Origin of the sequence: Arthrobacter sp. YA7-1 (assembly GCF_025960325.1) — a bacterium.
GTDB classification, from domain to species: domain Bacteria; phylum Actinomycetota; class Actinomycetes; order Actinomycetales; family Micrococcaceae; genus Arthrobacter; species Arthrobacter bambusae_A.
The window spans coordinates 3503738-3529730 of record NZ_CP110114.1 but is presented as its reverse complement, the minus strand read 5'-3'; the positions used below and the strand labels follow the sequence as shown (position 1 = coordinate 3529730).

27 protein-coding genes and 1 riboswitch are annotated in these 25993 nt (G+C 62.3%); of the genes, 14 read left to right on the top strand and 13 right to left on the bottom strand.

The annotated features are described in order from the left end of the window. Positions 1 to 8 precede the first annotated feature (8 nt). The 5 genes from paaD (at position 9) to OIT41_RS16490 (ending at position 3769) form a co-directional block, all read left to right on the top strand. Complete coding sequence (gene paaD, locus OIT41_RS16510) at positions 9 to 548, top strand: 1,2-phenylacetyl-CoA epoxidase subunit PaaD (RefSeq protein WP_264637981.1); 540 nt, start codon at positions 9 to 11, stop codon at positions 546 to 548. A gap of 10 nt (positions 549 to 558) precedes the next feature. Beyond that, complete coding sequence (gene paaE / locus OIT41_RS16505; protein ID WP_264636880.1) at positions 559 to 1794, top strand: 1,2-phenylacetyl-CoA epoxidase subunit PaaE; 1236 nt, start codon at positions 559 to 561, stop codon at positions 1792 to 1794. An 11-nt stretch (positions 1795 to 1805) separates the two neighbouring features. Next, complete coding sequence (locus OIT41_RS16500) at positions 1806 to 2585, top strand: enoyl-CoA hydratase/isomerase family protein (RefSeq protein WP_078107741.1); 780 nt, start codon at positions 1806 to 1808, stop codon at positions 2583 to 2585. An 81-nt stretch (positions 2586 to 2666) separates the two neighbouring features. Continuing rightward, positions 2667 to 2990, top strand: coding sequence for a PadR family transcriptional regulator (locus tag OIT41_RS16495; RefSeq protein ID WP_241709365.1), 324 nt, complete (start codon positions 2667 to 2669; stop codon positions 2988 to 2990). Continuing rightward, entirely contained in the window at positions 2939 to 3769 is an 831-nt protein-coding gene (locus OIT41_RS16490; RefSeq protein ID WP_264636879.1) for a permease prefix domain 1-containing protein, read from the top strand. Before OIT41_RS16495 ends, OIT41_RS16490 begins: the two co-directional genes overlap by 52 nt. Positions 3770 to 4048: 279 nt before the next feature. On the opposite strand, the gene OIT41_RS16485 is transcribed toward OIT41_RS16490, so the two are convergent. Continuing rightward, positions 4049 to 5533: an HNH endonuclease gene (locus tag OIT41_RS16485; protein ID WP_264636878.1), complete on the bottom strand. Its 1485-nt coding sequence runs from the start codon at positions 5531 to 5533 to the stop codon at positions 4049 to 4051. A 159-nt stretch (positions 5534 to 5692) separates the two neighbouring features. On the opposite strand from OIT41_RS16485, the gene OIT41_RS16480 reads away from it, so the two are divergent. Both OIT41_RS16480 and OIT41_RS16475 read left to right on the top strand, forming a co-directional pair. Next, positions 5693 to 6349: a cation diffusion facilitator family transporter gene (locus tag OIT41_RS16480; protein ID WP_264636877.1), complete on the top strand. Its 657-nt coding sequence runs from the start codon at positions 5693 to 5695 to the stop codon at positions 6347 to 6349. Beyond that, positions 6346 to 7020 carry a hypothetical protein gene (locus OIT41_RS16475; protein ID WP_264636876.1) on the top strand — a complete coding sequence of 225 codons (675 nt, stop codon included), beginning with the start codon at positions 6346 to 6348 and terminating at the stop codon, positions 7018 to 7020. Before OIT41_RS16480 ends, OIT41_RS16475 begins: the two co-directional genes overlap by 4 nt. A gap of 32 nt (positions 7021 to 7052) precedes the next feature. Here OIT41_RS16475 and OIT41_RS16470 read toward each other — a convergent pair whose 3' ends face one another. Further along, positions 7053 to 7568, bottom strand: a complete 516-nt coding sequence (locus OIT41_RS16470) for a DUF2127 domain-containing protein (RefSeq protein ID WP_264636875.1) — start codon at positions 7566 to 7568, stop codon at positions 7053 to 7055. Positions 7569 to 7606: 38 nt separating this feature from the next. Here OIT41_RS16470 and OIT41_RS16465 point away from each other — a divergent pair, with 38 nt between their 5' ends. The 3 genes from OIT41_RS16465 to OIT41_RS16455 are packed head-to-tail and all read left to right on the top strand — an operon-like array spanning position 7607 to position 10028. Then, positions 7607 to 8536 carry an ABC transporter ATP-binding protein gene (locus OIT41_RS16465; RefSeq protein ID WP_264636874.1) on the top strand — a complete coding sequence of 310 codons (930 nt, stop codon included), beginning with the start codon at positions 7607 to 7609 and terminating at the stop codon, positions 8534 to 8536. Then, complete coding sequence (locus OIT41_RS16460) at positions 8533 to 9342, top strand: ABC transporter permease (protein ID WP_264636873.1); 810 nt, start codon at positions 8533 to 8535, stop codon at positions 9340 to 9342. Before OIT41_RS16465 ends, OIT41_RS16460 begins: the two co-directional genes overlap by 4 nt. After that, entirely contained in the window at positions 9339 to 10028 is a 690-nt protein-coding gene (locus OIT41_RS16455) for a hypothetical protein (RefSeq protein WP_264636872.1), read from the top strand. The genes OIT41_RS16460 and OIT41_RS16455 overlap by 4 nt, the downstream gene beginning before the upstream one ends. 2 nt (positions 10029 to 10030) lie before the next feature. On the opposite strand, the gene OIT41_RS16450 is transcribed toward OIT41_RS16455, so the two are convergent. Both OIT41_RS16450 and OIT41_RS16445 read right to left on the bottom strand, forming a co-directional pair. Continuing rightward, on the bottom strand, positions 10031 to 10498 hold the full coding sequence (locus OIT41_RS16450) for a peptidase (protein ID WP_264636871.1): 468 nt from the start codon (positions 10496 to 10498) through the stop codon (positions 10031 to 10033). Then, entirely contained in the window at positions 10495 to 10860 is a 366-nt protein-coding gene (locus OIT41_RS16445) for an ArsR/SmtB family transcription factor (protein ID WP_264636870.1), read from the bottom strand. Before OIT41_RS16445 ends, OIT41_RS16450 begins: the two co-directional genes overlap by 4 nt. 47 nt (positions 10861 to 10907) lie before the next feature. Then, positions 10908 to 11079, top strand: a riboswitch (M-box (ykoK) riboswitch). A 309-nt stretch (positions 11080 to 11388) separates the two neighbouring features. Between OIT41_RS16445 and OIT41_RS16440 the strand changes: the two genes are divergently transcribed. The 3 genes from OIT41_RS16440 to OIT41_RS16430 all read left to right on the top strand — a co-directional run bounded on the left by OIT41_RS16440 (position 11389) and on the right by OIT41_RS16430 (position 14996). Beyond that, the gene (locus OIT41_RS16440) at positions 11389 to 13026 is read left to right on the top strand and encodes an NRAMP family divalent metal transporter (RefSeq protein ID WP_264636869.1); all 1638 of its coding nucleotides are present in this window, start codon (positions 11389 to 11391) and stop codon (positions 13024 to 13026) included. A gap of 114 nt (positions 13027 to 13140) precedes the next feature. After that, positions 13141 to 14475: an LCP family protein gene (locus tag OIT41_RS16435; RefSeq protein WP_264636868.1), complete on the top strand. Its 1335-nt coding sequence runs from the start codon at positions 13141 to 13143 to the stop codon at positions 14473 to 14475. A 38-nt stretch (positions 14476 to 14513) separates the two neighbouring features. Continuing rightward, positions 14514 to 14996: a carboxymuconolactone decarboxylase family protein gene (locus OIT41_RS16430; protein ID WP_264636867.1), complete on the top strand. Its 483-nt coding sequence runs from the start codon at positions 14514 to 14516 to the stop codon at positions 14994 to 14996. 116 nt (positions 14997 to 15112) lie between these two features. Here the strand turns inward: OIT41_RS16430 and OIT41_RS16425 are convergent, their stop codons facing one another. Continuing rightward, positions 15113 to 15421 (bottom strand): hypothetical protein, encoded by a 309-nt coding sequence (locus OIT41_RS16425; RefSeq protein WP_264636866.1) that lies wholly within the window; start codon positions 15419 to 15421, stop codon positions 15113 to 15115. Between the two features lie 120 nt (positions 15422 to 15541). Further along, complete coding sequence (locus tag OIT41_RS16420) at positions 15542 to 16060, bottom strand: hypothetical protein (RefSeq protein WP_264636865.1); 519 nt, start codon at positions 16058 to 16060, stop codon at positions 15542 to 15544. Positions 16061 to 16498: 438 nt separating this feature from the next. Between OIT41_RS16420 and galU the strand changes: the two genes are divergently transcribed. Then, entirely contained in the window at positions 16499 to 17389 is an 891-nt protein-coding gene (gene galU / locus OIT41_RS16415) for a UTP--glucose-1-phosphate uridylyltransferase GalU (RefSeq protein WP_264636864.1), read from the top strand. Here the strand turns inward: galU and OIT41_RS16410 are convergent. The 7 genes from OIT41_RS16410 to gmd form a co-directional block, all read right to left on the bottom strand. Continuing rightward, the gene (locus tag OIT41_RS16410) at positions 17386 to 17988 is read right to left on the bottom strand and encodes a low molecular weight phosphatase family protein (RefSeq protein ID WP_264636863.1); all 603 of its coding nucleotides are present in this window, start codon (positions 17986 to 17988) and stop codon (positions 17386 to 17388) included. The two genes, galU and OIT41_RS16410, sit on opposite strands and share 4 nt — an antisense overlap. Positions 17989 to 18307: 319 nt before the next feature. Further along, positions 18308 to 18922 (bottom strand): LPXTG cell wall anchor domain-containing protein, encoded by a 615-nt coding sequence (locus tag OIT41_RS16405; protein WP_264636862.1) that lies wholly within the window; start codon positions 18920 to 18922, stop codon positions 18308 to 18310. Positions 18923 to 19113: 191 nt separating this feature from the next. Next, positions 19114 to 20997 carry a DUF4012 domain-containing protein gene (locus OIT41_RS16400; RefSeq protein ID WP_264636861.1) on the bottom strand — a complete coding sequence of 628 codons (1884 nt, stop codon included), beginning with the start codon at positions 20995 to 20997 and terminating at the stop codon, positions 19114 to 19116. Positions 20998 to 20999: 2 nt separating this feature from the next. Continuing rightward, positions 21000 to 22313: a UDP-glucose dehydrogenase family protein gene (locus OIT41_RS16395; RefSeq protein WP_264636860.1), complete on the bottom strand. Its 1314-nt coding sequence runs from the start codon at positions 22311 to 22313 to the stop codon at positions 21000 to 21002. A 42-nt stretch (positions 22314 to 22355) separates the two neighbouring features. Beyond that, positions 22356 to 23714: a sugar transferase gene (locus tag OIT41_RS16390; RefSeq protein ID WP_413542291.1), complete on the bottom strand. Its 1359-nt coding sequence runs from the start codon at positions 23712 to 23714 to the stop codon at positions 22356 to 22358. 115 nt (positions 23715 to 23829) lie between these two features. Then, the gene (locus tag OIT41_RS16385) at positions 23830 to 24804 is read right to left on the bottom strand and encodes a GDP-L-fucose synthase family protein (RefSeq protein WP_264636859.1); all 975 of its coding nucleotides are present in this window, start codon (positions 24802 to 24804) and stop codon (positions 23830 to 23832) included. Further along, positions 24804 to 25832, bottom strand: coding sequence for a GDP-mannose 4,6-dehydratase (gene gmd / locus OIT41_RS16380; RefSeq protein WP_264636858.1), 1029 nt, complete (start codon positions 25830 to 25832; stop codon positions 24804 to 24806). Before gmd ends, OIT41_RS16385 begins: the two co-directional genes overlap by 1 nt. Between the last annotated feature and the right edge of the window lie 161 nt (positions 25833 to 25993).

Sequence of the window (25993 nt, the reverse complement as noted above, 5' to 3'; positions counted from 1 at the left end):
CGGTGGACATGTTCGTTCACGAGACACCAACCCAGGCCAAGCAAACCGCCGAGCAAAAGGCCTGGGGGATTGCCGCCACGGTCTGCGATCCCGAGATTCCCGTCCTCACCATCGAAGATCTGGGGATCCTCCGCAACGTCCAATTGTTCGACGACGGCGGGCTGGTCCCCGCGGTCCAGGTCACCATTACGCCGACCTACTCGGGCTGCCCCGCGATGGACGCCATCCGCGACGACCTCAAGACCGCGTTCCACAAAGAGGGCTACCCGAGCGTCTACGTCGAGCTCGTCCTGGCTCCGGCCTGGACCACGGACTGGATGACTGAGCGCGGCAAGGCCAAGCTGCAGGAATACGGCATCGCGCCGCCGTCCGGAAGGGCAGCAGCCGGGGGACATGCCGGCAAAGTGCGGCTCAACCTCGCCGTGAAATGCCCCCAGTGTTCGTCGCTGAACACCAAGGAACTCACCCGCTTTGGTTCCACGTCCTGCAAGGCGCTCTTCGTCTGCCAGGACTGCAAGGAACCGTTCGACTACTTCAAAGTCCTGTAAGGAATCCGACATGCCCGTTGTCCGCCAGACCGCAGCCGAACAAGCGCAGGCCACCGGCCGCCGTCGTGCGTCTTTTCATTTCCTGAGCGTTTCGGAAGTCCGCCGCCTGACTGAAGACGCCATCGAGGTCACGTTCGATGTTCCGGCGGAACTTGCAGGCCAGTATGACTACCTTCCCGGCCAGTATGTGGCGCTCCGGACCACGCTTCCGGACGAGAGTGGTGAGCCCCACGAGGTTCGCCGCAGCTACTCCATCTGCGCAGAGCCGCGCAGCTTCGCGGACGGAAGCAGCGAGATCCGCGTGGCGATCAAGAAGGACCTGGGCGGCATCTTCTCCACCTGGGCGAACGCGGAGCTCAAGGCCGGCGACACCCTGGATGTCATGAGCCCGATGGGCGCGTTCATTTCGAAACATGGCAAGGACGGCAAGACTGTCCAGCAGAATGTCATGAACTCCATGAACAATCCGGAGAACATGGCAGGGGAGTTCGGCGACGCCGGTTCTTTCGTGGCCATCGCCGCGGGCTCGGGCATCACCCCGGTGATCGCGATCGCCCGCACGCTGCTGGCCGCGAACCCGGAGACGCGCTTCGACCTGATCTACGCCAACAAGGCCGCGATGGACGTCATGTTCCTCGAGGAGCTGGCGGACCTGAAGGACAAGTACCCCTCGCGACTGGCGCTGCACCATGTGTTGTCCCGCGAGCAGCGCATCGCGCCCCTCATGACGGGCCGTATCGACGCCGAGAAGCTCCAGCAGCTGCTGGGCACGGCCATCCACGCGCAGGACGTGGACGAATGGTTCCTGTGCGGGCCGTTTGAACTGGTCCAGCTGTGCCGGGATACCCTCGCAGCCCGCGGGGTTGAGCCCGAGCACGTCCGCTTCGAGCTCTTCACCACCGGCCGCCCGGACCGCCCCGAGGGCAACGCCGGCCGGCCCGTTGTGGAGGACGACTCGAAGGACACGTTCAAGATCACCTTCACGCTGGATGGTTTGACCGGCGACGTCGCCAGCCCCACCCACGCGCGGGAATCCATCCTCAACGCCGCCTTGCGCGTCCGCCCGGATGTTCCGTTCGCGTGCGCAGGTGGCGTGTGCGGCACGTGCCGCGCCAAACTGGTCTCCGGGACGGTCAGCATGGACGAGAACTACGCCTTGGAGCAGGATGAGTTGGACAAGGGCTACGTCCTGACCTGCCAGTCCCACCCCACCAGTGAATCCGTCACGGTCGATTTCGACGTCTAAGGAATAAACGAATGATCGAGCTCTCCATCGCCAACGGCATCGCCGAAATTGTCCTCAACGCCCCGGAAAAGCTGAACTCGCTTGACGAGGCAGCGCTTGCCGAACTGGATCGAGCATACGACGACGCCGCTGCCGCCGCCTCCCGCGGGATGGTGCGGGCGCTGCTCCTCCGCGGAGAGGGCCGCGCCTTTTGCGCGGGACGTGACATTGCCGGCGTGACCCCGGAGAGCGACGACGCGAAGGCGTACTTGAATGGGCTCGTCGAGCCGCTGCTCAAGAAGATGGCAGCCTTCCCGGCACCGACCTTCGCGGCAGCGCACGGCGCGTGCCTCGGCGTCGGGCTCGGCCTGTTGCTGGCCACGGACGTGGTGTACGTGGCGGAGACTGCCAAGTTCGGTTCGCCGTTCGCCAAGCTGGGCGCCACTTTGGATTCGGGCGGGCACTGGTACTTCACGGAACGCCTGGGCATGCACCGGACCTTGGACCTCATCTACACCGCGGACCTGATCAGCGGTGCAGAGGCCGTGGCGCAGGGAATGTTCAGCCGGGTCATGCCGGACGACGCCTTGCTGGAGGCCACCCGGATCATCGTGGAGCGGGTTGCGGCTGGGGCGACCGGTGCATTCACGGCCAGCAAGGAGCTCGTGGCCCATATCCGCGATCAGCGCCTGGGCTTGTGGGCCGCCATGTCCGAAGAGAACGACGAACAAGCACGGCTGTGCAAGACCGAGGACTACGCCGAAGGTTTCCGTGCGTTCCAGGAGAAGCGGGCGCCGGTCTTCAAGGGCTAGCAGGGGTCCGGGTATACAGCCGCGGATAACCCGGTCCTTTGATCTTGTCAGCACTTCGTCCCATACCTAGACTCTCTAGGTATGGGACGAAGTTCAGTGAACGGACAGCTTGACCTGCTTCTGCTCAGCTCGCTCGGAGCGGGCGAGGCACACGGCTATGCGCTCATCGCGCGCATTCACGAGCGCAGCGGCGCACGGATTGAGCTTCAGGAGGGCTCGGTCTACCCCGCGCTGCACAAGCTCGAGGCGGCGGGGTGCGTCGCGAGCCGCTGGGCGGACGACGACGGCGGCCGCCGTCGCGTCTATGCGCTCACCGGGGCCGGACACGCCGAGCTTGCCCGCAAGGTGGAGGAGTGGAGAGGCTTCTCGGCGGCGGTGCGGGGCGTTCTTGGGGCGGCATCGTGAACGCGGGGAACAGCGCCGGGGCCGACGAGGGGCCCATCGACGCATACCTCGGCGAGCTGTTCGTGGCTGCGCGCGACGGCGATCCCGCCGCGGCGCGCAGGCTCCTCGCTGAGACCGAGGCGCATTTGCGCGAATGCGCAGCCCGGCTCCGCGGGCAAGGCTTGGACCCGGAGGAGGCCGAGCGCGAGGCCGTCCGCCGCTTCGGCCCGGTCGGCACCGTGACGCCGGTCCTGCGCCCGTCACTTCGCGACGTCGCCAGGCTGCCTTTGCGAGCATTCGTGCGCCCTTTGGTTGGCCTCGCGGCTGTTGGCGCGATCGCCGTGGGCGTGAGCGGCGTCGTATCGGAGCTGTTCGGCCGGATCTGGGGCGCAGGCTTCGTGGCCGGCGACCTCCCGGGCGTGGCCTACACGGCCGCGAGGTGTGCGGTTCTGCAGGCTCCTTACGCTGGCCTCGACTGTGCCCAGGCCGCCGCTGAACACCACTGGGGCGAGGTGGTCGAATACCGCGTGGTCCTCGGGGTGCTTGGCCTGGTCCTGTTGCTTATTTGGCGGCTCCTGCCGCGCGACGCCGCGCTCCCGGCAGGCCTCGCGCCGTCGCTTGCGGCCGCGGCTTTCCTGCTGGCCGCGGCGGGGACCGGCGTCCTGGCCCTCAACGCCGCCGTCCAGGGTTGGCAGGGCACGGGGGCTTGGCTGAGCGCCGTCGTCGTCGCCCTGCCCCTCGCCGTCGTGTTCGCGGTAGCCGCCCTGCGCAGCATGCGCATGAAACCCCAGGGTTCCTAAGACCGCATAGTGGTGTTTGATGGCGCCCGAACACGGGCAGCCGTTGTAGGCACGGTCCGGTGGATTGCCGCCGCAAGAGCGCTTGAGGCCGCCCGGGCCCGATGCGAACGAAGATGTGTCCCCGACGCCGCAGCCCTCTCCGCGGGATGATCCACCTTCCTGGCGGATATTTTTGGCACCGTGCTTTTGGCGTTGGAGGGCATGGCCCGCAGAAAACTTCGGCCGGCAAACCAGGACCCCGAAGCCAGGGAAGCCGGGCAGCAACGGCGGCCTGGAGTCTCAAGCGACTCGGAGTTCCGTGAGATGGGCGTATTTCAGCGCCTTGGCTTGGTGGCGTAGTAGCCTCCGGTGGTGTTTGGAACGTGGTGGCACGGTGGCAGATGACTCGGTGCCTGGCAGGGGCGGCGCTGTTGATCGGTAGTGGTGTCCGGTGGGGGTGCGGATGTCGAGGACGTGCCGTGTTCCGGGGCTGGTTGTTGCTGTCCCGGTTTGTGCTGTCCGGGTTTGTGCTGTCCAGCCGGGGAGTTCTTTGGTGTGGTTGCAGGCTTCGCAGAGTCCTGCCCCGTTGGCCAGGCTGGTGGTGCCGCCGTGGTGCCAGGGGATGATGTGGTCGATGTGTCTGATGGGTGCGTCGCAGTAGGGGGTGCGGCAGGTGTCGTCGCGGGCCTGGATGAAGCGCCGCAGCCCGGGCGGGTACAGCCGGGCGCGGGAATCGGCTCCGACCAGTTCGCCGGTTGCGGGGGCGGTGTAGAGGCGCCGGAGCCAGACCTTGAGTTCTTGGCCGCTCTCCGGCTCGCCCGCCGTGAGCAGTGACCTGGCCCAGCGGGCGGGGACGATGCCGTAGCCGGGGAGCCGGGCTGGTTCGGCGTCGCTTTGGAAGAGGGTGCGGTCGGTCATGACGAGCTGGAGTTCGACGCCGCTGATTCCTGCGGGGGTGCCGGTGGTGCGTTCGACGAGGGTGTCGGCCATGATCTGTCCCCGGGACCGGGTGTCCTCTCCGGCGTTGCGGAGGGTGTCGGCGTGCCGGGACAGGGCCGCGTGCACGGCCACGCCTTGGGCGACGGGAAGCAGCGTGGTCAGGTAGGTCATGGTGTCCGGTGCCGGGCGGAGGCTGACGTGCCGTTCGGTGGCGGCGTGGCTGGCGCGTTGGGTGACGGTGCGGGGGTCACGCCGGTAGGCCGCGGCCCGGGCGGCCGCGAGGATGGCTTTGTCTCCGGCACCGTCGAAGGTGCCGGTGTCGGCGGCGAGTTCCTCATCCACGGCGCAGCGGTCCTCGGCGGACAGGCAGGCCGTTTCCTTCACCAGCAGGGTGGCGCGCCATTCGTTCAACCGTCCCGATTCCAAGGCGGCGAGGGTGCGCGGCATTTCGGTGACCAGCGCCTTCGCGAGTCCGAGGAGCCGGGATCCTTTGGCGGGGGATTCCCGCCGGGCCAAAGCCACCTGGGCTGCGACGCCGCGTCCGCGTTCATCGGCCGGGACACCGGCCGCGGCGTCGGCGCTGCGCTGGACGGCATCGAACGCGACGGCGATCCTCGCCTGCGCGGCCGCTGCCGCGGACTTCAAGTCCTCCAGGCCGCGCAGCTGGTCGATAAGTTCGGCGCGGTCAACTGGTGCCGTGCCGTTCGGGAGGTCTGGCCGGAATGAGGTCACGGCATCGATCAAGTCCCGCACCCAGGCACCAGACACCGGAGCCGCGCTGCCCGCTGCCGCACCGCCGGACGGCGTGCCCGTCCCGATCAGCTGCGTTCCCCGAGTCCTCTCCATAACCAAAGCATTCCAGAGGGGTACGACAATAATGGGCTCAAAAAGGCCCTCCCGCGCCCAAAAACAGGAAAATTAGTAGAACTTTTTCGGGACCGCTGATGGACCACAGCCTTGCCGGTCTTCAAGGGGCCCGCAGTCCCGCATGGTTACCCTGAAGGGGTGACTCGTACACGTCGGCTGAGCGTCGTCCTGATCTTGAACCTGGTGCTGGTGGCCGGGTTGGTAGTCGTGGGGATCTCGGCGAATTCGTTGGGCGTGCTCGCGGAGGGCGCGGACTACCTGGCAGATGCTGCCGCTATCGGGGTGTCCTTGTTGGCCGTCCGGGTGTCGAAGCTGCCGCCGACCCCCACGCGTCCACACGGGTACCCAATGGCCACGACGTGGGCTGCAGGGGTAAATGCGGGCTGGTTGCTCGTCTTGAGCGTCGCGATTCTGGCGGGCGCCGCCGGACGGCTGATCACCGGCACCAGCGAAGTTCACGGACTGCCGGTGCTCATCGTCAGCGGGATTGCCGCCGTCGTGATGTTCGTCGGCGCCCTTATCCTCGGCGGTGACGACGACGGCGGCGACGGCGGCAACAAAGCCGGCGGCGACCTGAACATGCGTGCCGTCCTTCTTGATACCGCCGGCGACGCCGCGGCTGCGGCCGGGGTGGCACTGGCCGGTGCCGTCATCTACGTGACGCAGGGCCTTTATTGGCTTGATCCAGTCGTCGCGGCGATCATTGCCCTTGTGGTGGGATATCACGCGGTCCGTTTGCTGATCGAAATCTTCGGGGCACTGAGGGCGCATCGACGCAGTGGCTCGCGGCCATGAGCGCCCCGGCGATGCGCGGGACCGAACGGGTGTTGCGGATAGTCCTCGCGATTGCGATCGTCGGCGGACCCTTGGGCTACCTCGTTGGCGGGCTGCTAGCCCCGGCCATCCACACTTCCGGAGCCTCAACTATTGACGCGAATGCGGCGGCTGATCCGGTCACGAACGCCGTGCACGTGGCAGCGTTCGTGATCGCCTCGTTCCTGCTCCCCGTTGGAGCTGCCGGCCTCGCCTACCTCTGTTACCGTCGCATGCCGTGGTTCGCCACGATCGGTGGTCTGCTGGGCGTGGTGGGCTGGCTGCCCTTCTCTGCCTTGGCCGCCTTGGATGATCTCGCGAGCACCATGGCTCAGCGTCGGGACCGCGGTTCTTATGCGGCGTTGCTGGATCAGTTCACCAATGACACGGTCATGAACACGTATCTGGTGGTCTACGTTGTTTGCCACTTGGTTGCCTACGTGCTGTTCGGAATCGGGTTGTACCGGGCGGGGGCCATCCCGCTTTGGGCGGCTTGGGCGATGATCGCCAGCAGCCCCCTGACGGTCGTCGCGTTCGCTTTCCACGACGGCGGCCGCACCGCCGTCGGCGTTGTTGCGCTGGCCTTGTTGCTGATCGGCGGCCTGCCGGCAGCTCAGTCCATGGTCACAGCCCGACGCCGGACCCTCCCGTGACAGGGCCGCGTGCTCAACCTGCGGCCGGTACCTCAGTCCGCCGGCTGGGACGTGGCCGAGGACTCTTGACTTCGTGCCTTGTGGAGCCGGTATTCGCGGGCGGTGATCCAGACGATGAAAATATCGAAGGCGGTCAGGAGGACAAGGCCCCAGGAGAAGGCCACGGCGATCCGGTAGCCCTGGTAAAGGATAAAGACCAGCAGGAACGCGATCATCCACGGGTAGGCCCAGAGCTTGTCCTTCAGGACGGCCCAGACCAGGACGATTTTTACCAGGCCATGGAGCAGCAGGTAGATCGCGCCGAACACTGATGCCGATACCGAGAGGTTCGAGCTCATGTGCACCAAGCTGTTCGCCACGAAGTCGTGGGGATCCTGGGCGAGTTCATGCTGGGTGAGGAACCGGACCAGATCACCGATTTGTTTGGGCGTCACCAGCAAAAGAAGGACGCCGCCGATCAGTTCCAGAACACCGTCCAGGCCCTTCAGGACGAGGCTCACGCGAAAAGTCCGGTCGAGCAGGGTTGTTTGAGCCGATTGCGTTGTCATGACACTTCCCTTCGGTACCTCAAGATACATTCTTTCCTATGTCCCTCTCCTCTGAGCCCGCACGAGTTCCCGCCATTGAAACACATGGCCTGAGCAAGCGGTTTGGCAGCCAAATCGCCGTCGAGGGCCTCACCATGCGTGTGCCGGCGGGAGCCATTGCGGGTTTCATCGGTCCCAATGGGGCAGGCAAGACGACTACCATCCGCCTGCTCCTCGGGCTGGTGCGGCCGGACGCGGGCAGCGCCACGGTCCTGGGCCACGCCCTCACGGAACCCGAACGCTACCTGCCGCGCGTCGGAGCGCTGGTCGAAGCGCCGGCGTTTTATCCGGGCCTTTCAGGGCAGACCAACTTGGAGGTGCTTGCCCGCCTTGGAGGCCATCCCGGATCCCGAGTGGCCGAACTGCTGGAGGTGGTGGGACTCTCCGATCGGGCGCGAGACCGTGTCGGGACGTATTCGCTGGGTATGAAGCAGCGCCTTGGAGTGGCGATGGCCCTGCTGCCCGATCCGGAGCTGCTCATTCTCGACGAGCCAGCCAATGGCCTTGATCCCCTCGGCATCATCGAAATGCGCGAGATGCTGCGCCGCTTGGCCGGCCAAGGGAAGACCATCCTGCTCAGCAGTCACTTGCTTGGCGAATTGGAACAGCTCGCTGACTGGCTGATTATGCTCAATCAAGGGAAGGTCCTGTTTTGCGGGCCGGCGCGGGAGCTGTTGGCTCAACGCGTCGAAGTAGTTGTCGAATCCCAGGACGCGATCCAGCTGGATGTGGTGGCCCGGATTGCGGGCGACGCCGGTCATGCGGTCACGAGGGAGGACGGAGTCTTGCGCATCGCTTGTCCTGCCGGTTTTGCCGAGACCTTGAACCGGATGGCCGGGGAAACCGGCGCGCCGGACCTGACCCTCCGGATACGGGAAGCCAGCCTCGAGCAGCTGTTCCTGGCTTTGATAAAGGGAGACCACCCATGATTTCCGTGATCCGTGCGTTCCGCAGCGAAGTGCCCAAGTTCCGCCGTTGGAGTGTTTTGGCGGTCGCGGGAGCCATGCTGGTGGTGAGCACCTTTATCGCTTATCTGACGTTCCACCAGATCGCATCCGGAGCCACGGGGCGCGAGATGGCAGGCCTGATTACCGCGTTCCCCACACCCCAGGGATTGGTCTCGATCATTGGCCAGGCCCGATCCTTGATCATTGCCATCGCGCTGGTGATGGTGACAGCCAATCTCGCCGCGGAATGGTCCCAAGGGACGCTGCGCAACTTGTTGGTCTGTGAGCCGCGGCGGCTGCGGTGGTTGGCGGGCAAGATGCTGGCACTAGTGCTTTTCGTGCTGCTCTCGATGCTGCTCACCCTGCTCATCAGCGGCACATTCATCCTCGTGGTTGCCCAAGGCCAGGGGATTCAGACGGCTGCCTGGACCTCCCCGGAGGGTCTGCAGGTCTTCCTTGCGTTCTTGGGCAATGAGGTGCTGTGCCTCGTCGGGGTGAGCGCCCTGGGCATGCTCATCGCCATACTCACCCGTTCGGTCGCGGCCGGCGTCGGAATCGCCCTGGCCTACATCCTGGTGGTCGAAGGCATCATCGCGGTGGTATTGCCGCAGGTCACACAGTGGTTCCCGGGCCGGGTGTTCAACACCATTGTGGGGACCGCTGTGCCCCTGGTTGGCCCGGCCCCGCCCCAGGGCTATCCGGCGGCCCTGGGCGCAGCACTCTTGTGGATTGCCGTCTTCGTTGTGGTGAGCGCCGTCATTTTCCCACGCCAGGACGTCAAAGCGTGACGGATCGAGCGCGAGGCGAGGCTTCCGGCGTCGTCGGCAACGAGCGCCTCACCGCACTGACAGGTGCGGTGGTGCTGGTGCTGTCGGTGGCGGAGATCGCTACCGTCCCGACCCTGGGCAGCCTGATGGTGGCCCACTTCTTCGTTGGCGTGCTCCTGGCGGGCCCGGTGGTGGCCAAGACGGCCAGCACCGGCTGGCGGTTCATTCGCTACTACTCGCGGGATCCCGCCTACCGTCGCAAGGGGCCTCCCCGGCCGCTTCTGCGAGTGATCGCTCCGCTGCTCGTCGCGTCGACGTTCACGCTGATCGGCAGCGGGATCGCCTTGGCCGTCACCGGACCTGCCCCGGAGATCCTGGTCCGGGTGCACGTTGTCAGCTTCTTGGCCTGGCTCGCCACTCTTGCAGTGCACGTCTTCGCCTACGTGAGGCGGGTACCCCTGCTAATAGCCGACGACTGGCGCCCCACCCCGCTGCAGAAGCGCGGGAAACCCGAGCGGTCGCGACGCCGGATACGCCTGGCAGCCAACATTGCGGCGCTCGCGCTGGCCGGGATCCCTGCCGTGCTGCTTCTGCCGACAGCCGCATCATGGGAAGCGTGGCGCGGTCAGGCCGTGACCGGACCCGGGGTCCTCGCCGTCGTAGTGTGCATTGTGACCGCGGTTGCGGTGTTGCTCAAGCGCCGCTGAACTCAGATATCGCTGAGCCCGACCCCTGAGTCATCGAGGCAAGGCGAGCGTTTTCCGGCCGGGGCGCCGATGGATCTGCGGCAGACGCAGGGATGTCCTTGGACTGAGGGCATCGATAGCCAGATAAACCGTTCCATTTTGTTGTAGTTGCCGAAGTGCAAAACCGCACGGTCCAGCTTCGGTGCAAGCTCGCGGCTGACACTGATCGCCATTTCCCGTCCGTCGTTCAGGCCGGCAGCGGACTCGTGGCCGGGCAGTTCGGTGACGAGGCACTCGAGGTACTTTTTGGGCTCCGTCCGGGAGAAGTAGAGGCCTTGTTTGCGGCAGCCAGCAGAACCCTGGTAGCAGTGCAGGGTTCCACCGAACACGTCGATCATGTGCACTGCTTCCGCCGTCACCGTGAAGCTGCCGTGGCCCGGGATCTGAACCACGACGCCGGTGAGGCTCGCCATTGCAGATGGCCGGCTCACACCTCGTCCATGACGTCTGAGTGGTGGTGGCGCGGTGTTCCGTCGAGGGAGTGCTCGGCCTGGAAGATGGCGTCGGTGACGAGCTGGCGGACGTGCTCGTTCGCGAGGCGGTAGTACACGCGGGTTCCGGCTTGCCTTGTGGTGACCACGCGGCCGAGGCGTAATTTGGCCAGATGCTGGGATACGGCCGCCTGGGATTTGTGGACCAGTTCCGCCAGCTGGTTGACGGGCATCTCACCGTCGCGCAGCGCAAGGATGATGCGGACCCGGGTGGCGTCGGCGAGCATCGCAAAGACCTCGACGGCTAACTCGACGTACTGGCTGTCCGGCTCCCGGCCGCACACGGCGTTATCTGCATCCATGCTTATATTGTTTCATACGGATAAAATGAGGTATATATATTGCGCAAGGTGCCGTTCGTTAGCTGAGGCTCCTTCGCGGAAACATGCCAGCGACCCCCAACGTCGAGAGACGCCCCGGGTCAGGACAGGCCGCCCCGGCATTAAGGGGTGGCCCCGATTGGCTCCCGGAACGCCGGGTTCACGCCGCGAAGTGCCAAAGGTCTTACGAGGAGGGGCATGTGCAGGCTCCCATGCCTGCCCTCCCCGCGGCGCGTCCAACGGCAGCAGGAGGTGACGGTTCCATCATGAACGATGGTCATAAACCCAGTCTCCCGTCCCGTTTTCCGGACACCGTTTCAGCTTCCTGAAACCCTGCGCTGGCTGATTCCGCCACGCCGGAGCCTGACCCAGCCGGAGCTTGATCCACACGGCACGCAACGTGCCCCCTTTACTTGGCAACGCCCACCCACGCCCGCCACGCCTTTTTGGCCCGGTGAGGCTTGTCCACGACTTTTTTGTGCCCGGTTCCGGGCAGAAAGCCGGTGCATCATGACCGAAACCAAGACGCTGCCAGCTCCCTCCGCAGCCCTCGACACAGCCCATGTCGGTGACATCAAGGGTGCCTTCGGTACTATCCGCGTCAATGACGAAAGGCCGCGTTCGGGCGTCAAATCACGCCTGAAGACCCTGCTGGCGATCATCGGGCCCGGGCTGATCGTCATGGTCGGCGACAATGATGCCGGCGCTTTCGGGACCTACACCGAGGCCGGACAGAACTACGGAACGTCGCTGCTTTGGACTTTGCTCCTTCTGGTCCCGGTGCTGTACGTGAACCAGGAAATGGTGCTGCGCCTGGGGGTGGTCTCCGGTGTGGGGCATGCCCGTTTGATCCTGGAGCGGTTCGGCAAGTTCTGGGGCGCGTTCAGCGTCATCGACCTGTTCATCCTCAACGCCCTGACGATCGTCACCGAATTCATCGGCATCAGCCTGGGCCTGGACTACCTGGGCATCCCGAAGGTCCCTGGAATCCTCTTGGCCACCGCGGTGATCGTGGGCGCGGCAAGCACTGGTTCGTTCAAGCGCTTCGAGCGTGTCTGCCTGACCCTGGTTGCCGGGTCCTTGCTGCTTGTGCCGATCATCTTCATGGTTCATCCCGACGTCGGACAAGTCGCCCATGACTTCGTGGTGCCCGGCATGCCCAAAGGCGCGGACCTGTCCACGGTGACGTTGCTGATCATCGGGATCGTCGGAACCACGGTGGCGCCGTGGCAACTGTTCTTCCAGCAGTCGTACATCATTGACAAGCGCATCACCCCTCGCTTCCTGAAGTACGAGAAGGCTGATCTCTGGCTGGGAATCGTCATTGTCATCGTGGGGGCAGCCGCGATCATTTCCTTCACGGCGGCGACGTTTGCCGGTACCCCACAGTTCGGCAACTTCACGGACGCCGGCGGGGTCGCCGTCGGCCTGGAACAGCACGTCGGAAAGGTTGCAGGTGTCCTGTTCGCGCTGGCACTGATCGATGCCTCGATCATCGGGGCTGCCGCCGTCGGGCTTTCCACGTCGTATGCCCTCGGTGACGTCCTGGGGCTCAAGCACTCCCTGCACCGCAAAGTGTCGGACGCCAAAGGCTTCTACGCGGTGTTCGCGGGAGTCCTGCTCCTCGCGGCCATTGTGGTCCTGATCCCGGGCAGCCCTTTGGGTTTGCTCACGGTCGGGGTCCAGGTGCTGGCGGGGGTCCTGCTTCCCTCGGCCACGGTGTTCCTGTTGCTTCTGTGCAATGACAAGCAAGTGCTGGGACCCTGGGTGAACGGACGGTTCATGAACTTCTTCACCTCGGCCGTGATTGCGGTCCTGGTGATCCTTTCCTTGGTCCTGACCGCCGGGGTGTTGTTTCCGGACATGGGTTCGGACGCCATCCTGGGCATCCTCATTGGAGGTGGCATCGTTTCCGCCGTCGCGGGGGCCGTTTTCCTGGTCTACCGCAGCATCCACCCCGCAGCGCCGAGCGCGGACGCGGTCGACCGGTCACAGCGGCAGACGTGGCGAATGCCCCCGATTGCCCTGCTCAGTGCCCCCAAACTCTCCACCGGGCACCGGATCGGCCTGACGGTTCTGCGCACGTATCTCTTGATCGCGATGGTCCTGGTGATCGTCCGGGTGGTTCAGCTCGCGCTTGGCGGTTGACGGTTTCCCGCGTCATCGGGGCCATAACCGGGATGGCCGACTACAATCTGCTTACCCGCTGGTCGCGTCGCGGACCCAGCCACCACGCCAAAACAGCGGGGACAGGAGAATTTCATGAGTGATGGACACCAGGCAAGCTCGCCGGGCCCTCGCCACATGCGCCGCAAGTCCCGGCGTAAATCCATCATCCTGATCTCGGCCACGGCGGTTGTCGCCGCCGTGGCCCTGGCAGCCGCCAGCGCCGTCACCTATGTGGGCGCGACGGCGGTTGCGGTCAACAACAACGTCCAGCGCTCGGATGTCTTGAAGGACATGAAAACCCAGCCCGCGGCGTTGCCGAAACTGACCCAGGACACGAACATCCTGGTCATGGGCCTCGATACAAGGGTTGACGAGAAGGGCAAGCCCCTTCCCCCGGAGATGTACGATGCGCTGCACGCGGGCGATGAGAATATCGGTGGTTACAACTCCAATGTCCTGATGCTCATCCATATCCCCGCGGACGGTTCCAAAGCCACGGGCATTTCCATTCCCCGGGATGACTACGTCCAGGTGGACGGCATCCCGGGGAGCGGCCCGTTCAAGGCCAAGATCAAAGAGGCGTACGGCTACGGTTTCGCAGCGGAGAAGACCTCGTTGATCAACGCGGGAAAGCCCGACGACGATACCACCTACCAGGCGGCGCGCGACGCCGGGCGCAAGGCCGAAATCGCCACCGTCACCTCGTTTCTGGGCAGCGTCCACATCGACCACTTCCTCGAAGTCACCATGGCGGCGTTCTATCAGACGGCCCAGGCCATTGCGCCCATCACCGTGTGCGTCAACAAGGCCACCCAGGACACGTTCTCCGGGGCCGACTTCAAAGCGGGCATGCAGCAGATCAATGCCAAGCAGGCCATGGCCTTCGTGCGGCAGCGCCGGGACACGTCAGACCCGACGTACTTGTTCTCGGACCTGGACCGTGAGCGCCGCCAGCAGGCCTTCATTGCCTCGGTCTCCCACCAGCTCAAGGACGCCGGGACCTTCACCGATATTGGGAAAATGCAGGGTGTCCTGGATGCCGTGAGCAAGAACATCGTGGTCGATTCCGAGCTGAACCTCATTGAACTGGCGCAGCAGGCCACGTCCCTGACCGGCGGCAACATCTCCTTCTCCACCCTGCCGATCACAGGCTTCGGCACGTCCCCTGATGGTGCCTCCATCAACACCGTGGACATCAACCAGGTGCGGGCCACCGTCAAGGATCTCCTCACCCCGGTCCCGCCGGCTCCCGCACCGACCCCGACGGCGACCCCGACGACGGCGGCTGCCTCGACGGCGGCGACCGCACCTCCCGTGGCACCCGCCCCAGGGGCTGCAGCGCCAGCCGCTCCGCCTGCACCCCCAAGCAACGTCTACGCGGATTCAACCGGGGCGCTGCAGGGCGGTGCCATTCCCTGCGTGAAGTAGCGCAGCATCTAGGTAGCTCTCTCCGATAGGCTCGGCGAATGAGTGAAAATACCCCGAAGCTCGCAGGCTATTTGGACAAGCAGCAGCCGGGGCTTTATCAGGCCCTCTCCGGCTATGCGGGTCAGGTCTCTGCCGAGGCGGACAGGACTGGGATCCCGCGCCGCACCCTGGAGTTGTTGAACTACCGGGCTTCGCAGATCAACGGCTGCGCCTTCTGCCTGGATCTGCATCACCGCCGCGCCATCGGCTACGGAGAGACTGAGCAGCGGCTTTCCCTGGTGTCGGTGCATGGCGAGGTGGGGCTCTTCGACGAGGCCGAACAGGTGGCGCTTGAGCTTGCCGAACAGATCACGCGCATGAGCACTGCCCGTCCCACTCCCGAGCTGTTCGCACGCGCGCGGAAGGTCTACACGGAGGAGCAGATCAGCGTGCTTTGCATGGCGTGCATCGGCATCAACGCCTTCAACCGCTTGTCCATCCTGAGCGAGCACCCTGTGCGCAAGGCCCGTCCGTCGTCCTGAAGGGCGCGGAGTCGCAGGATTCCCTCAGTCTGGTGGAGGCTTGGTGCTCGAATTCTTCCGCCTAATGTGCCACCACAGGTACAGACCCCAGCATCCGATCCGCAGGACGTCATTGACTAGCTAAGCGGTGTTTTCCGAAAAGGCCCGCGCTTGGCAACAACCCTGGCTTCCCAACGTGCGAGGTCCTCTGGACCATCGTAGATTAATTCAACCCCGAGGACAATGAACGTGGTTTTAGGATTTTTGCCGCGAAATTCCTCGAGGGAGACAGGGATGAAGCTGCCGTCTGGTAGTTCCATGTCAAATGTATATCCGCCATGATGTTGGAGCGCGAACTCCAGGCTGATTATTCCCTTGTTACTCGGGTCAGGAGACTCCCCTGAAGGATAATCCCCTACATATTCAAGAATTAGTTTGTTTTTCACGTCAAACTCCTTATTTTGAATAGTTTCGGCGATGTCCTGGTGGAGCCAGCAAAGCACGCATTGGTTTATCGCGCGATCCGGCCCGCAAGTCCCGAGGCAAACGGTGCAATACGCTTTGTACTATTGGTTCCTCGGCTCCAGTACAAGAAGGCTGGGGGCGATCTGCTTCCATTGGCCACCCTTGCTTGCGGCCGCAACGGCGTCGGCGCTCTTCAGCGTATTTCCGGCCGCGCCGTGGGGAGATATCAACCAAGCCTGTTCGCTACGGTCATCGTTGCCGACTCGAAGCCCATAGCCCTCGAAGCCCTTGACGTTGGTGCAGGCCAAACCGAGCGGCTCGGCAGCTTTCCCGATGGTTGCGATGCAAATCTTGTCCGAACCGCGAGTGACGGCGAAGTATCGAGCGTTCTGGCCGGCCCCAAGAAACCGGGCGTTTGTGAGATCGGCGCCGGTTGGCGCAAAGGTGGCAATGAATGTGTCCGGTAATTTATCAGACTCCGCCGGTCGCGATAAGAAAGCCGGAACGACGTCTGAGGCTGATGATATCGACGGAGGAGCGTTGAGCGTTGCGGCGGTAAGTGTGATGGCGGAAACGCCGACTGCACCGACGAGAATGGTTGTTTTTATTGATGTGCGCATGAATTTCCCCCCGAAATTCCAAACGTCTTTGTGAGTTCCCCGAAGGTAGCAGAAAACAGAAATTTGTTCAATGATAGTGTGGTGAGGCAAATATAATGATGCTTACAATCTCCTCTGCCTGTCTGGCGTGGCATCTAGGGGAGCTAATTCCGCCAATTTCCCCGACCTTCCGAATGCAGTCAGCGCCCGAACATCTGCCACCGATCCACACCCACCCATGGGCTGGAGCGAACCGACAATGGTCCGGGCTGGACAGCCCGCGGCAAACTTCGGTCGGCTAGCCCAGGTCGCCTGGTGCAGGAGGCGCCGGACAGCAAATCCCCACCTACCTGTCGACGGCCACGCTTTGCGCCCGGAGCTGACGACTTCTCGACCGGAGGCGCAGAAATCTTGCCTCCGGGATTCGCACTTTCGATAATCCATTCGTAGGATTTGCCTATGTCTATGGGGAGATCAGTTCGTAAAGCAGTTATTCCGGCCGCCGGTTTGGGCACGCGGTTCTTGCCTGCCACCAAGGCGATGCCGAAGGAGATCTTGCCGGTGGTAGATCGACCGGCCATCCAATATGTGGTCGAGGAGGCCGTGGAGGCGGGACTCAGTGACTTGTTGATGATCACCGGTCGTAACAAGCGCGCACTTGAAGACCATTTCGACCGGGCACCAGATCTTGAGCGCACGTTGGAGCTGAAGGGCGACGAGGCCCGTTTGGACGCCGTGCAGCATGCCTCCGGGCTCGGGCCCATCCACTATGTGCGGCAGGGCGAACCGAAGGGACTCGGGCATGCGGTGCTGTGCGCCAAGCAGCACGTCGGGGATGAACCGTTTGCCGTGCTTTTGGGGGACGACCTGATTGACGAGAACGATCAGCTCCTGTCGACCATGATCGACGTCCACGCGAAGACGGGCGGCTCGGTGATTGCTCTCATCGAAGTGGATCCGTCGCAGATCAGCGCATATGGCTGCGCGGACGTTACACCCATCGCCGGGGAGGATTACGTCCGGGTCAACAGCCTTGTGGAGAAGCCTTCCGTTGAGGAGGCGCCATCAAACTTGGCTGTCATAGGGCGCTATGTCCTGCACCCGGCTGTGTTCGGTGTCCTCGAAGAGACCGGGCCAGGGCGCGGTGGCGAGATCCAGTTGACCGATGCGCTTCAGACCCTCGCTAAGGGCGAAGGCGAAGGCGCGGGCGTTTACGGGGTGGTCTTCCGCGGACGTCGCTACGATACCGGGGTCAAGCTTAGCTACTTGAAGGCCGTCATTACGCTGGCATCCGAGCGGGCCGAATTCGGCGAAGACCTCAAGACCTGGATGAAGGCGTTCCTGGGTTAGGAGTGCTGCATGCTTAGCCGGGCATAGCGGAGAATCCTGAGGATGGCCGGGGCGAGTTCGTCTTCCATCCGCAGGTACGCGTCGGCGCCCTGTTTGTAGGGGTCGGCGACGTCGTTGTCCGAGGATGTTGCCGCAAGGACGAGGTGACGCACGGAGGATGCCCGTGCCGGCAGTTCTCGCCATAGTTGGGTGTAGTCAGAGTCCGACGGCGGCGCGTCGCCTCGTTCTTCAAGGGCCGTCACCATCCGTGCGAACTCCCTGATGGTGAACGTCCGTTTGAGCAGGGAGGCGTCCAGCTGCAGCACTTCACCGCGATGGTGGGACGCCATAGTGAGTACCAGGTCCGATTCCCGAAGGATTTTCGAGGTGAGCTGGCGGGCCGCGAAATCCTCGGGAGTGCCGCCGTAGGTTCGGATGATGTCTGCGGACAGCGGTTGGATCGGGCTGCCGACCATGGCGCGGGTACCGGCGCTGCGGACTTCGAAGCCGCCGGGGAGGACCTGGTCCAGGCCTGCCTGAAGCAGTCGTTCGGCCACGGGGGAGCGGCAGATGTTTCCGGTGCAGACGGTCAAGATCCGAATGGGTTGGGGCGATTCCAAAGGTATAGCTCTTTCACTAGCTGGCAGGCGTGCGTGGCACCTGTGTTTTACAAGTTAACACGGGAGTCGTGATCAGGAATGCCGCATCAGTGCGAAAGCAGCGACGCCGATGGAAACCATGGCCAGCAGGATCAGAAAAATGACGGGCCAAGCCTCACCCGGAATGGCCGGAATACGTGGAATCGTAGGCAACTCCACCCTGAAGCTCAGCCTCTTGCGGCGTCGCCAATGTCTCCCCATGTTCATAAGTTACCGTAGGCGCAAACAAGGAGGGGTTGTTTCCGGATCACCGGAAACAACCCCTCCTTTTGTTTAGCGTTTAGGCTGCTGCTACGGGTTCGTTCTTTGCGCGGCGGCGAACCACCACTACGGAGGCCGTGCCGGCGACGAGTGCGCCAGCGCCGACCAAGCCCCAAAGAATCAGGCTGGAGTCGACGCCGGTGTTGGCCAAACCGGTACCACCGGTGTTGGCCAGTCCGGTGCCACCGGTGTTTGCAAGACCAGCGGCCGGTGCGGCCGCAACGACGGTCGCCGTGACGGTGTGCCCGGAGGTCGCACCAACGGCGGTGAGCTGGTAGGTGCCTGCTTCGGTAAGCGTTACCGGCAGGGCGAAAGCGCCGTTTGCGTCAGCAACCGTAGTCACTTCGGTGGGAGCGAGCGAAAGTGAGCTGCCAACTGCCATGACGGCAGCACCTGCGCCGGGTGCTGCTGCGCCCTGAGGGTTGCCGGGTGCTGTTATGACGATGCTGATGTGGATGGTTTCGCCGTGGGCGAAGCCGGTTCCGGAGAAGGTAATGGTTGCTCCGGGTGTAACGATGGAACCTGAGACGGCGCCATGGTCTACCGGTGCCGGGTAATTAACGGCCATTGCCGGAGCCGAGCCGACGAGTGCGATGCTGCCCGCAAGCGCGAGCACTGCAAGTGTTTTCTTCAATTTTTGTCCCCCTGAGACCTTTGGTACGTGCTTGAGACCTGATACGAACGAAATTCATTGTGATGATGTGATTTCATTCACCATGAACACGTGAACTGAAATCTGAGATCTACCCAAGAGAGAAGCTATCATCCTAAGGGTACTTAGGGCAAAGTAAATCCAAACTCGTTACAAAGGATTAACACCCCTGTCTATCCTTTGGCTCCACAGGCTTCCGATTGGCTGGGGAGGACTACCTTATCCACCGATTGGACCGTTGGCGTCACCACCACCTCCGGCTGGCTGTGTTGGACGATTTTGACAAAAGTGAATTCAGTGGTGCTGCTCTGTCCCGGAGCGAGCCGCACTGAAAGGATGCCAACCGGCCGGTCGTCGTGGCGTTCGGCGCCGAAGGGGACCTTCTTCCCATCTTGGGTGGCGGCTTCAACGTAAGCCTGGGCAGGACCATAGGCAATCACGTTGCTTTGCGCGGTTCCGGGCGGCACACCAAAGGCACCTCCTCCGGTCACATATGCAGGTAATGAGGTTGCAGCGTCAAGAGGTGCAGTATTCGTGCTAGTGATCCGCACCTTGACCGTGGTGTAACCGTTAGCGGGGCATTGAGTAACGAGTTGGACTGTGCGTTTCACGTAGTAGTCCATCTTTGCGCCCGTGCCGTCGTTGAAGTAGGCGCCGAATTGGGCCGCCGCCACGCTCGGGCCCGAAATTGAGCCGCTGAGCGGGTACTTGCCGAGGATGGATTGTTCGCTGGGGTCCCCGGACCACATCAGAATCCTGTGTTCGTCCACGCCCTTCCCAACGCCGGTCAGGAGGCTTTTCGCCTCGCCTTTGCCGGAAGAGAGAGCGCCGAAAATCTCCTTGGCCACAGCAGCGAAGTAGCTGTCCTGAGTGATTGGGTCCTTGATTTGAGCGTAGACATCCGAAAGTAGGGTTTTCACTACGTTCTTGCCAGTGAGTTGGGCCGGCAGCTTTCCCTCAGTCAAAGCAAGCATCTGCGGGTCTTGGAGCCTGACTGGTCCGGTGGCATCGAGTATGTAGCCGAGAGCTACCGGGTCGATCGAAATGGCGCCGTCAAGCGTCTCACCTTTCTTTTCTTGCCACATTTCTAGCGCGGTAGCAGCAGAAGTGGGGAAATCCGGGGTGAAATTGACATCCTGCATGAAGGTTCCCATGCGGTTGCTGTAGATGCGCTCTTGTTCGGCATCTACTGGAACTGGCGGATTGAAGACGCCAAGCTCATTAGCGCTGCTCTCGGCCGAGAGGCTAATCTTTCCCTTATCCGCCGTGAGAACCGCCAAGGCTCCGGGGATCCCACCCGTCGCTCGAGCTTCGGCATTGTTTTGGACAAGGAGCAGGTAGTGCCGCGGCTTGTCAGAGCCCAACATGGCCGGGGCCAGGCCTGCTGCGTCCGATGCGCTGTCCAACTCATCCACCACGGCGCCGAGTTGTAGACGGGCCTGTGTTAGCGGGCCGGAAATTTGTGGGAGCAAGTTGCTGGAATCGATCTTATCGAGCCGTTCGGCTGAGACGCGCACAGCATGCGCCGCTGACGCCACCGCGGGAGCTGCCTTCCGAATTGGCCCCAGATCGGTACCGTTGCCGCTAGGTATTAGTTTGTCCCAGTTCATGGAGTCGTACACATTCACTAACGGTGCGACGCCCAAATTTGCAACGTCATCTGCCGAGCGGGCTATTTCGGCTGTTGCGGAGAAGTTCGCGCCGATCCAAGGAACCGCCGATGCAAGAGTCCAAACTGGATCAGACGCGGCGTCGCGTGCGGCCGCGGTGTGACGACGCAGCTCGTCGACGGCGGACGACGCGTCTGCCGGACGGTTCTGCAGCAAACTCTCTTTGAGCCTAGGCACTAACTGAGTGGATGCCTCAAGTTCTGCCTTGATGGTGGAGGCCTTGACCCCCAGCCAAAACGTAGCGCTCCCTGCAACCACCAAGAGGGCCACAAGGGAAACTCCGGCTATCAATAGGCGACGACCGCGCCTGCTCTGTAAGGGAGTCTTTGTACTCTGCCGCACCTCCCTTTCATTCGAAATGGCTGTGGAGTCTTCGTTTTCCGTCACGCCTAAGGCCTTCCAAGTCCTCGGTACTGCCATCCGGCAGCCCGCCATTTTGCGGCATCCAGGACGTTACGTCCGTCAAGGATCCGGAGGCCGGTGACGCCGCTGCTCACCTCAAATGGGTCGAGTTCCTTGTATTGCTGCCATTCGGTGAGCAAGAGCAGAGTATCTGCACCCGCCATCGCCGTTTCCAGATCGGGTTCATATTGCAGTTCCGGGAACCGTCTTGAGGCGTTTTCCAGGGCCTTCGGATCGGTCACGGTAACCACCGCGCCCTGGAGCTGAAGTTGCGCTGCGATGCTGAGCGCTGGCGAGTCGCGAACGTCATCGCTTTCGGGTTTAAAAGCGGCACCAAGAACCGTGATGTTCTGTCCGAGCAGGCTTCCTCCGCAGAGTTCCCGGGTGAGTTCAACAACGCGTGTCCGGCGTCGCATATTGATGGAATCCACTTCCCGTAGGAAGGTCAAGGCCTGATCCGCGCCCAGTTCGCCGGCCCTTGCCATGAAGGCCCGGATGTCCTTGGGGAGGCATCCACCGCCAAAACCGATGCCAGCGTTGAGGAATTTGCGGCCGATCCTGTCATCCATGCCAATGGCGTCTGCGAGACGCGTGACGTCTGCTCCGGATGCCTCGCAGAGTTCTGCCATAGCGTTGATAAAGGAGATTTTGGTAGCCAGGAAGGAGTTTGCCGCAGTCTTGACCAGCTCGGCGGTCGGCTGGTCGGTGATCAACCGAGGTGTGCCAGCCGAGAGGGCATTAGCGTAGACCTCATCCAGGACTGAGACCGCCACGTGATCCTCCGAACCATCTGCTACGCCGTACACCAAGCGGTCCGGGGACAGGGTGTCCTTGATGGCGTGGCCCTCGCGCAGAAATTCTGGATTCCAAACCAGGTGGGCGCTGGGTTCACTTTGGACCAAAATGCCAGCCAGACGGGCAGCGGTCCCCACCGGGACTGTAGACTTTCCCACCACGATGTCGCCCGGCCGTGTGTGGGGGAGGAGCGCCTCTACTGCGGCATCAACGTAGCGAAGGTCGGCACCATTCTCACCTTTCTTCTGTGGTGTCCCTACGCAGATGAAGTGGACAGCGCAACCTGCGGCCGCGGACATGTCTGTGGTGAAGGACAGGCGTCCCGTCTCCTGCACGTCTCTGAGAAGTTCATCCAAACCGGGTTCGAAGAACGGGGCATGGGCCGCGGAGAGGCTCCGGATCTTCCCTTCGTCTACGTCGATGCCGACCACCTCGTGGCCAAGTTTGGCCATGCAGGCAGCATGGACGGCGCCGAGGTAGCCGCAACCGATGACTGAAATGCGCATTGTGATGCCTTCCGCAGAGGGTCGTTTTTGCGTCAGAAGTGATTAGTAGGCCCCATGGCCGCCGACGACGGCTCGGGCAGTGCGTAGCAAGATGATGAGGTCCCCAGCAAGTGACCAGTTTTCCACGTAGTAAAGATCCAGACGGACCGAATCCTGCCAGGAGAGACTGGATCGCCCACTGACCTGCCAGAGCCCGGTCACCCCAGGCTTAACGAGGAGCCGCCGACGGACGTCCTGTTCGTAGTCTTCCACCTCGCTCGGCAAAGGAGGCCGCGGGCCGACCAGGCTCATGGAACCGGACAGGACATTGAATAGCTGCGGAAGCTCATCCAAACTGTATCTGCGGAGGGATCCTCCAACGCGGGTGATGCGTGGATCGTTCTTGACTTTGAACAAAAGCCCGTTGCCTTCATTCCGATGAGCGAGCTCGGCTAGCCTCGACTCGGCATCCACCACCATGGAGCGGAATTTAAGCATTTTGAACGGCGTGCCTTGGAACCCCACCCGTTCCTGTCGAAAGAGGATGGGGCCGGGACTATCGATCCTCACCAACAGAGCGACGGCCGCCAGCAACGGCGAGAAAAGCAATGTGAGGCCGGCGGAAACCACAATGTCGAATAGTCGTTTGGCGACGCGTTGCCCTGCCTCAAGCGTGGGCGTAGTGACATGAATAAGGGGCAGGCCGGCAACTTGTTGTGTGTGGATCCTAGGTCCAGCGATGTCGGTGAGCGCGGGAGCCATGATGAGCCCGACGTTCCGGTCGGCCAACTCCCATCCGAGCTGGCGGAGGGCTTTTGGATGTAGTTGCACTCCTGCGGTGACGGCGACCGCATCAGCTTTGCATTGTTCGATGGCATCCAGAATTATTTGCGTTTCCGGCTTATACCCAAGTACCGGCAACCCCACGCTGCTCAATTCTTGAGAGGGGGAGGGATCACCAGGCGTATATGCGGCGATGGGCAAATATCCGGCGTGCTTCTCTCGCACAAGTGTCTCGGCGAGATGGACAATTGCGCTGGGTCCGCCAAGCAGTAGGAGCCGCGACATACGTCGACCCTTTTGACGGTGAACGCTCAGATGCTGGCGAAGAAGCCACCGTGCGAGTAGCAATCCGCCAAGGCCGGCAGGTAGGGCGATTCCGACATAGCCTCGGGCAGTTTCCACGCGGAATACGTAAGAAAATATGGCAACTAGGCCGAATAGCCAAAGGGACGCAGCGGCTACTCGCTTGTACTCATCCGGCCCGGAGCCGAGAATTCGACTTTGCCGGGTGCTCCAAGCTCCAAGCATGAGCCACCAGGCGAGGCCCAAGAAGATTGACAGCCAAACGTAGCCGGAGTCCTGTCCGGAAATGGTGAAACCAGAATCCAGCCCGAACCGGATGCTGTAGGCGCCTGCCACCGCCCAGACAATGACAAACCCGTCGACTATTCGCAGGGTACGCGAAGTACGTGCCCTCCAATTTGCCTCCTGACTCAAAGAGCCCCCATTCCAGCTTGAGTACGGTTCCGACCTCTTAGTTGCGGATCTTAGCCAAGTTTGATCGGTACCAATCCACGGTGGACCTGACCCCTTCTTCCAAACCAATGGAAGCAGACCACCCGGCTTCAGAGAGCTTTGAAACGTCCAGAAGTTTTCGTGGCGTGCCATCGGGCTTCGAAGTGTCCCATTTGATGTCCCCGGAGAATCCAACGGAGTTCGCCACGATCTCCGCCAGTTCCTTGATGGTTACATCCATCCCAGTACCGACATTTATCTGGCCCGGGCCGTCGTAGTTCTCGAGTAGATGAAGGCAAGCTGACGCCATGTCGTCTACGTGCAAGAATTCTCTTCTCGGCATACCGGTGCCCCAGTTGGTGACCACCGGGTTACTGGACTTGGCCGCTTCGTCGTAGCGGCGAATCAGGGCAGGCAAAACGTGTGAACCTTCTGGCGAGAAATTGTCGCCAGGCCCATACAGATTGGTGGGCATGGCTGATATCCATGGGAGTCCATATTGTCGGCGAACTGCTTGCACCTGCATGATGCCTGCGATTTTCGCGATCGCATAAGCGTCATTGGTAGGTTCGAGGTGGCCTGTGAGTAGCGAATCCTCGCGGATTGGTTGGTCTGCGAATTTGGGATAGATGCAGGATGACCCAAGGAAGAGGAGCCGTTCGACACCATGCTCGCGGGCCGCGTCCAGAACATTAACCTGTATCCGCAAATTGTCGCTGAGGAAGTCCACGGGATAAGTGTTGTTGGCGAGAATACCTCCCACCTTCGCCGCAGCCAAAACGACGTAACGGGGCTTGGCCTGGGCAAAGAACTCGAAGACAGCGTCGCGGTCCTTGAGATCGAGTTCGGCGGAAGACCGGCCCGCAAGCTGGGTGAAGCCTTCGTTTTCAAGCTTCCGCCAAATAGCCGAACCCACCAAGCCACGGTGCCCGGCCACGTAAAATACCGCGTTGCGGTCGAGGTTGCCAGGCGTGAAGTTAGCGGACTCCAACATCAGTTTTTCCAACTGTCGAGATCGACACGATCGATCCAATTGTTGCCGGCGTGGCTCAATGCTTCGATGTCAGCATCCACCATGATCCGAGCGAGTTCAGGAGTGTGCACTGTTGCCTTCCAACCAAGCTTCTCTTGTGCCTTTGAAGCATCTCCTACCAACGCGTCAACCTCGGTTGGGCGCAGGTATCGTTCGTCAAAATGCACGTGATTTTCCCAATTCAACCCGGCGTGTTCGAAGGAGATTTGGAGGAAATCGCGGACTGTGTAGTTTCCGCCAGTTGCAAGAACATAGTCGTCCGGTTCATCAACTTGAAGCATGCGCCACATGCCCTCGACGTACTCGGCTGCATAGCCCCAGTCGCGCACGGCGTCCAAGTTGCCCATGTAGAGGGAGTCCTGTTTGCCGGCTCTGATGGCGGCCACAGCGCGGGTAATTTTGCGAGTAACGAAAGTTTCTCCGCGGCGTGGCGATTCGTGGTTGAACAAGATGCCGTTGACGGCAAACATTCCGTAGGCCTCGCGGTAGTTCTTTGTCACCCAGTAGCTGTACACCTTGGCCGCGCCATACGGGGAACGAGGATAGAACGGTGTCTCTTCGTTCTGTGGAGGCGGCGTGGCACCGAACATTTCCGAGGAGGATGCCTGGTAAAACTTCGTGTCAATACCAGACATTCGAACGGCCTCAAGCAGACGAATGGAGCCGATGCCAGTTGTGTCTCCAGTATGTTCAGGCTCATCGAACGACACGCGAACGTGGGACTGAGCTGCAAGGTTGTAGACCTCGTCAGGTCGGATTTGGGCAAGTAGAGTCACTAGGCGCGCGCCGTCGCTGAGGTCCCCGTAGTGGAGAAAGAGCTTCGCTTTGACGTCATGAGGGTCTACGTACAAGTGGTCGATCCTTGCAGTATTGAACGTGGATGCCCTGCGAATCAGTCCGTGGACTTCATAGCCCTTGCCGAGAAGCAGTTCAGCGAGATAGGACCCATCTTGGCCCGTTATGCCAGTTATGAATGCTCTTTTGGCCATGATTCCCCCGAGGTCCGAATAGTGAGATGACCCGCAACCTACCGATATCACAGATCGAAGGGCGTCATCGTGATGATAGTAGCCGCATGGGGCAATGATGACGGAATCGGTCCGTATATAACGCCGCGGGGCCGGCGACTTGGCTCCGGCCAACGTGATAC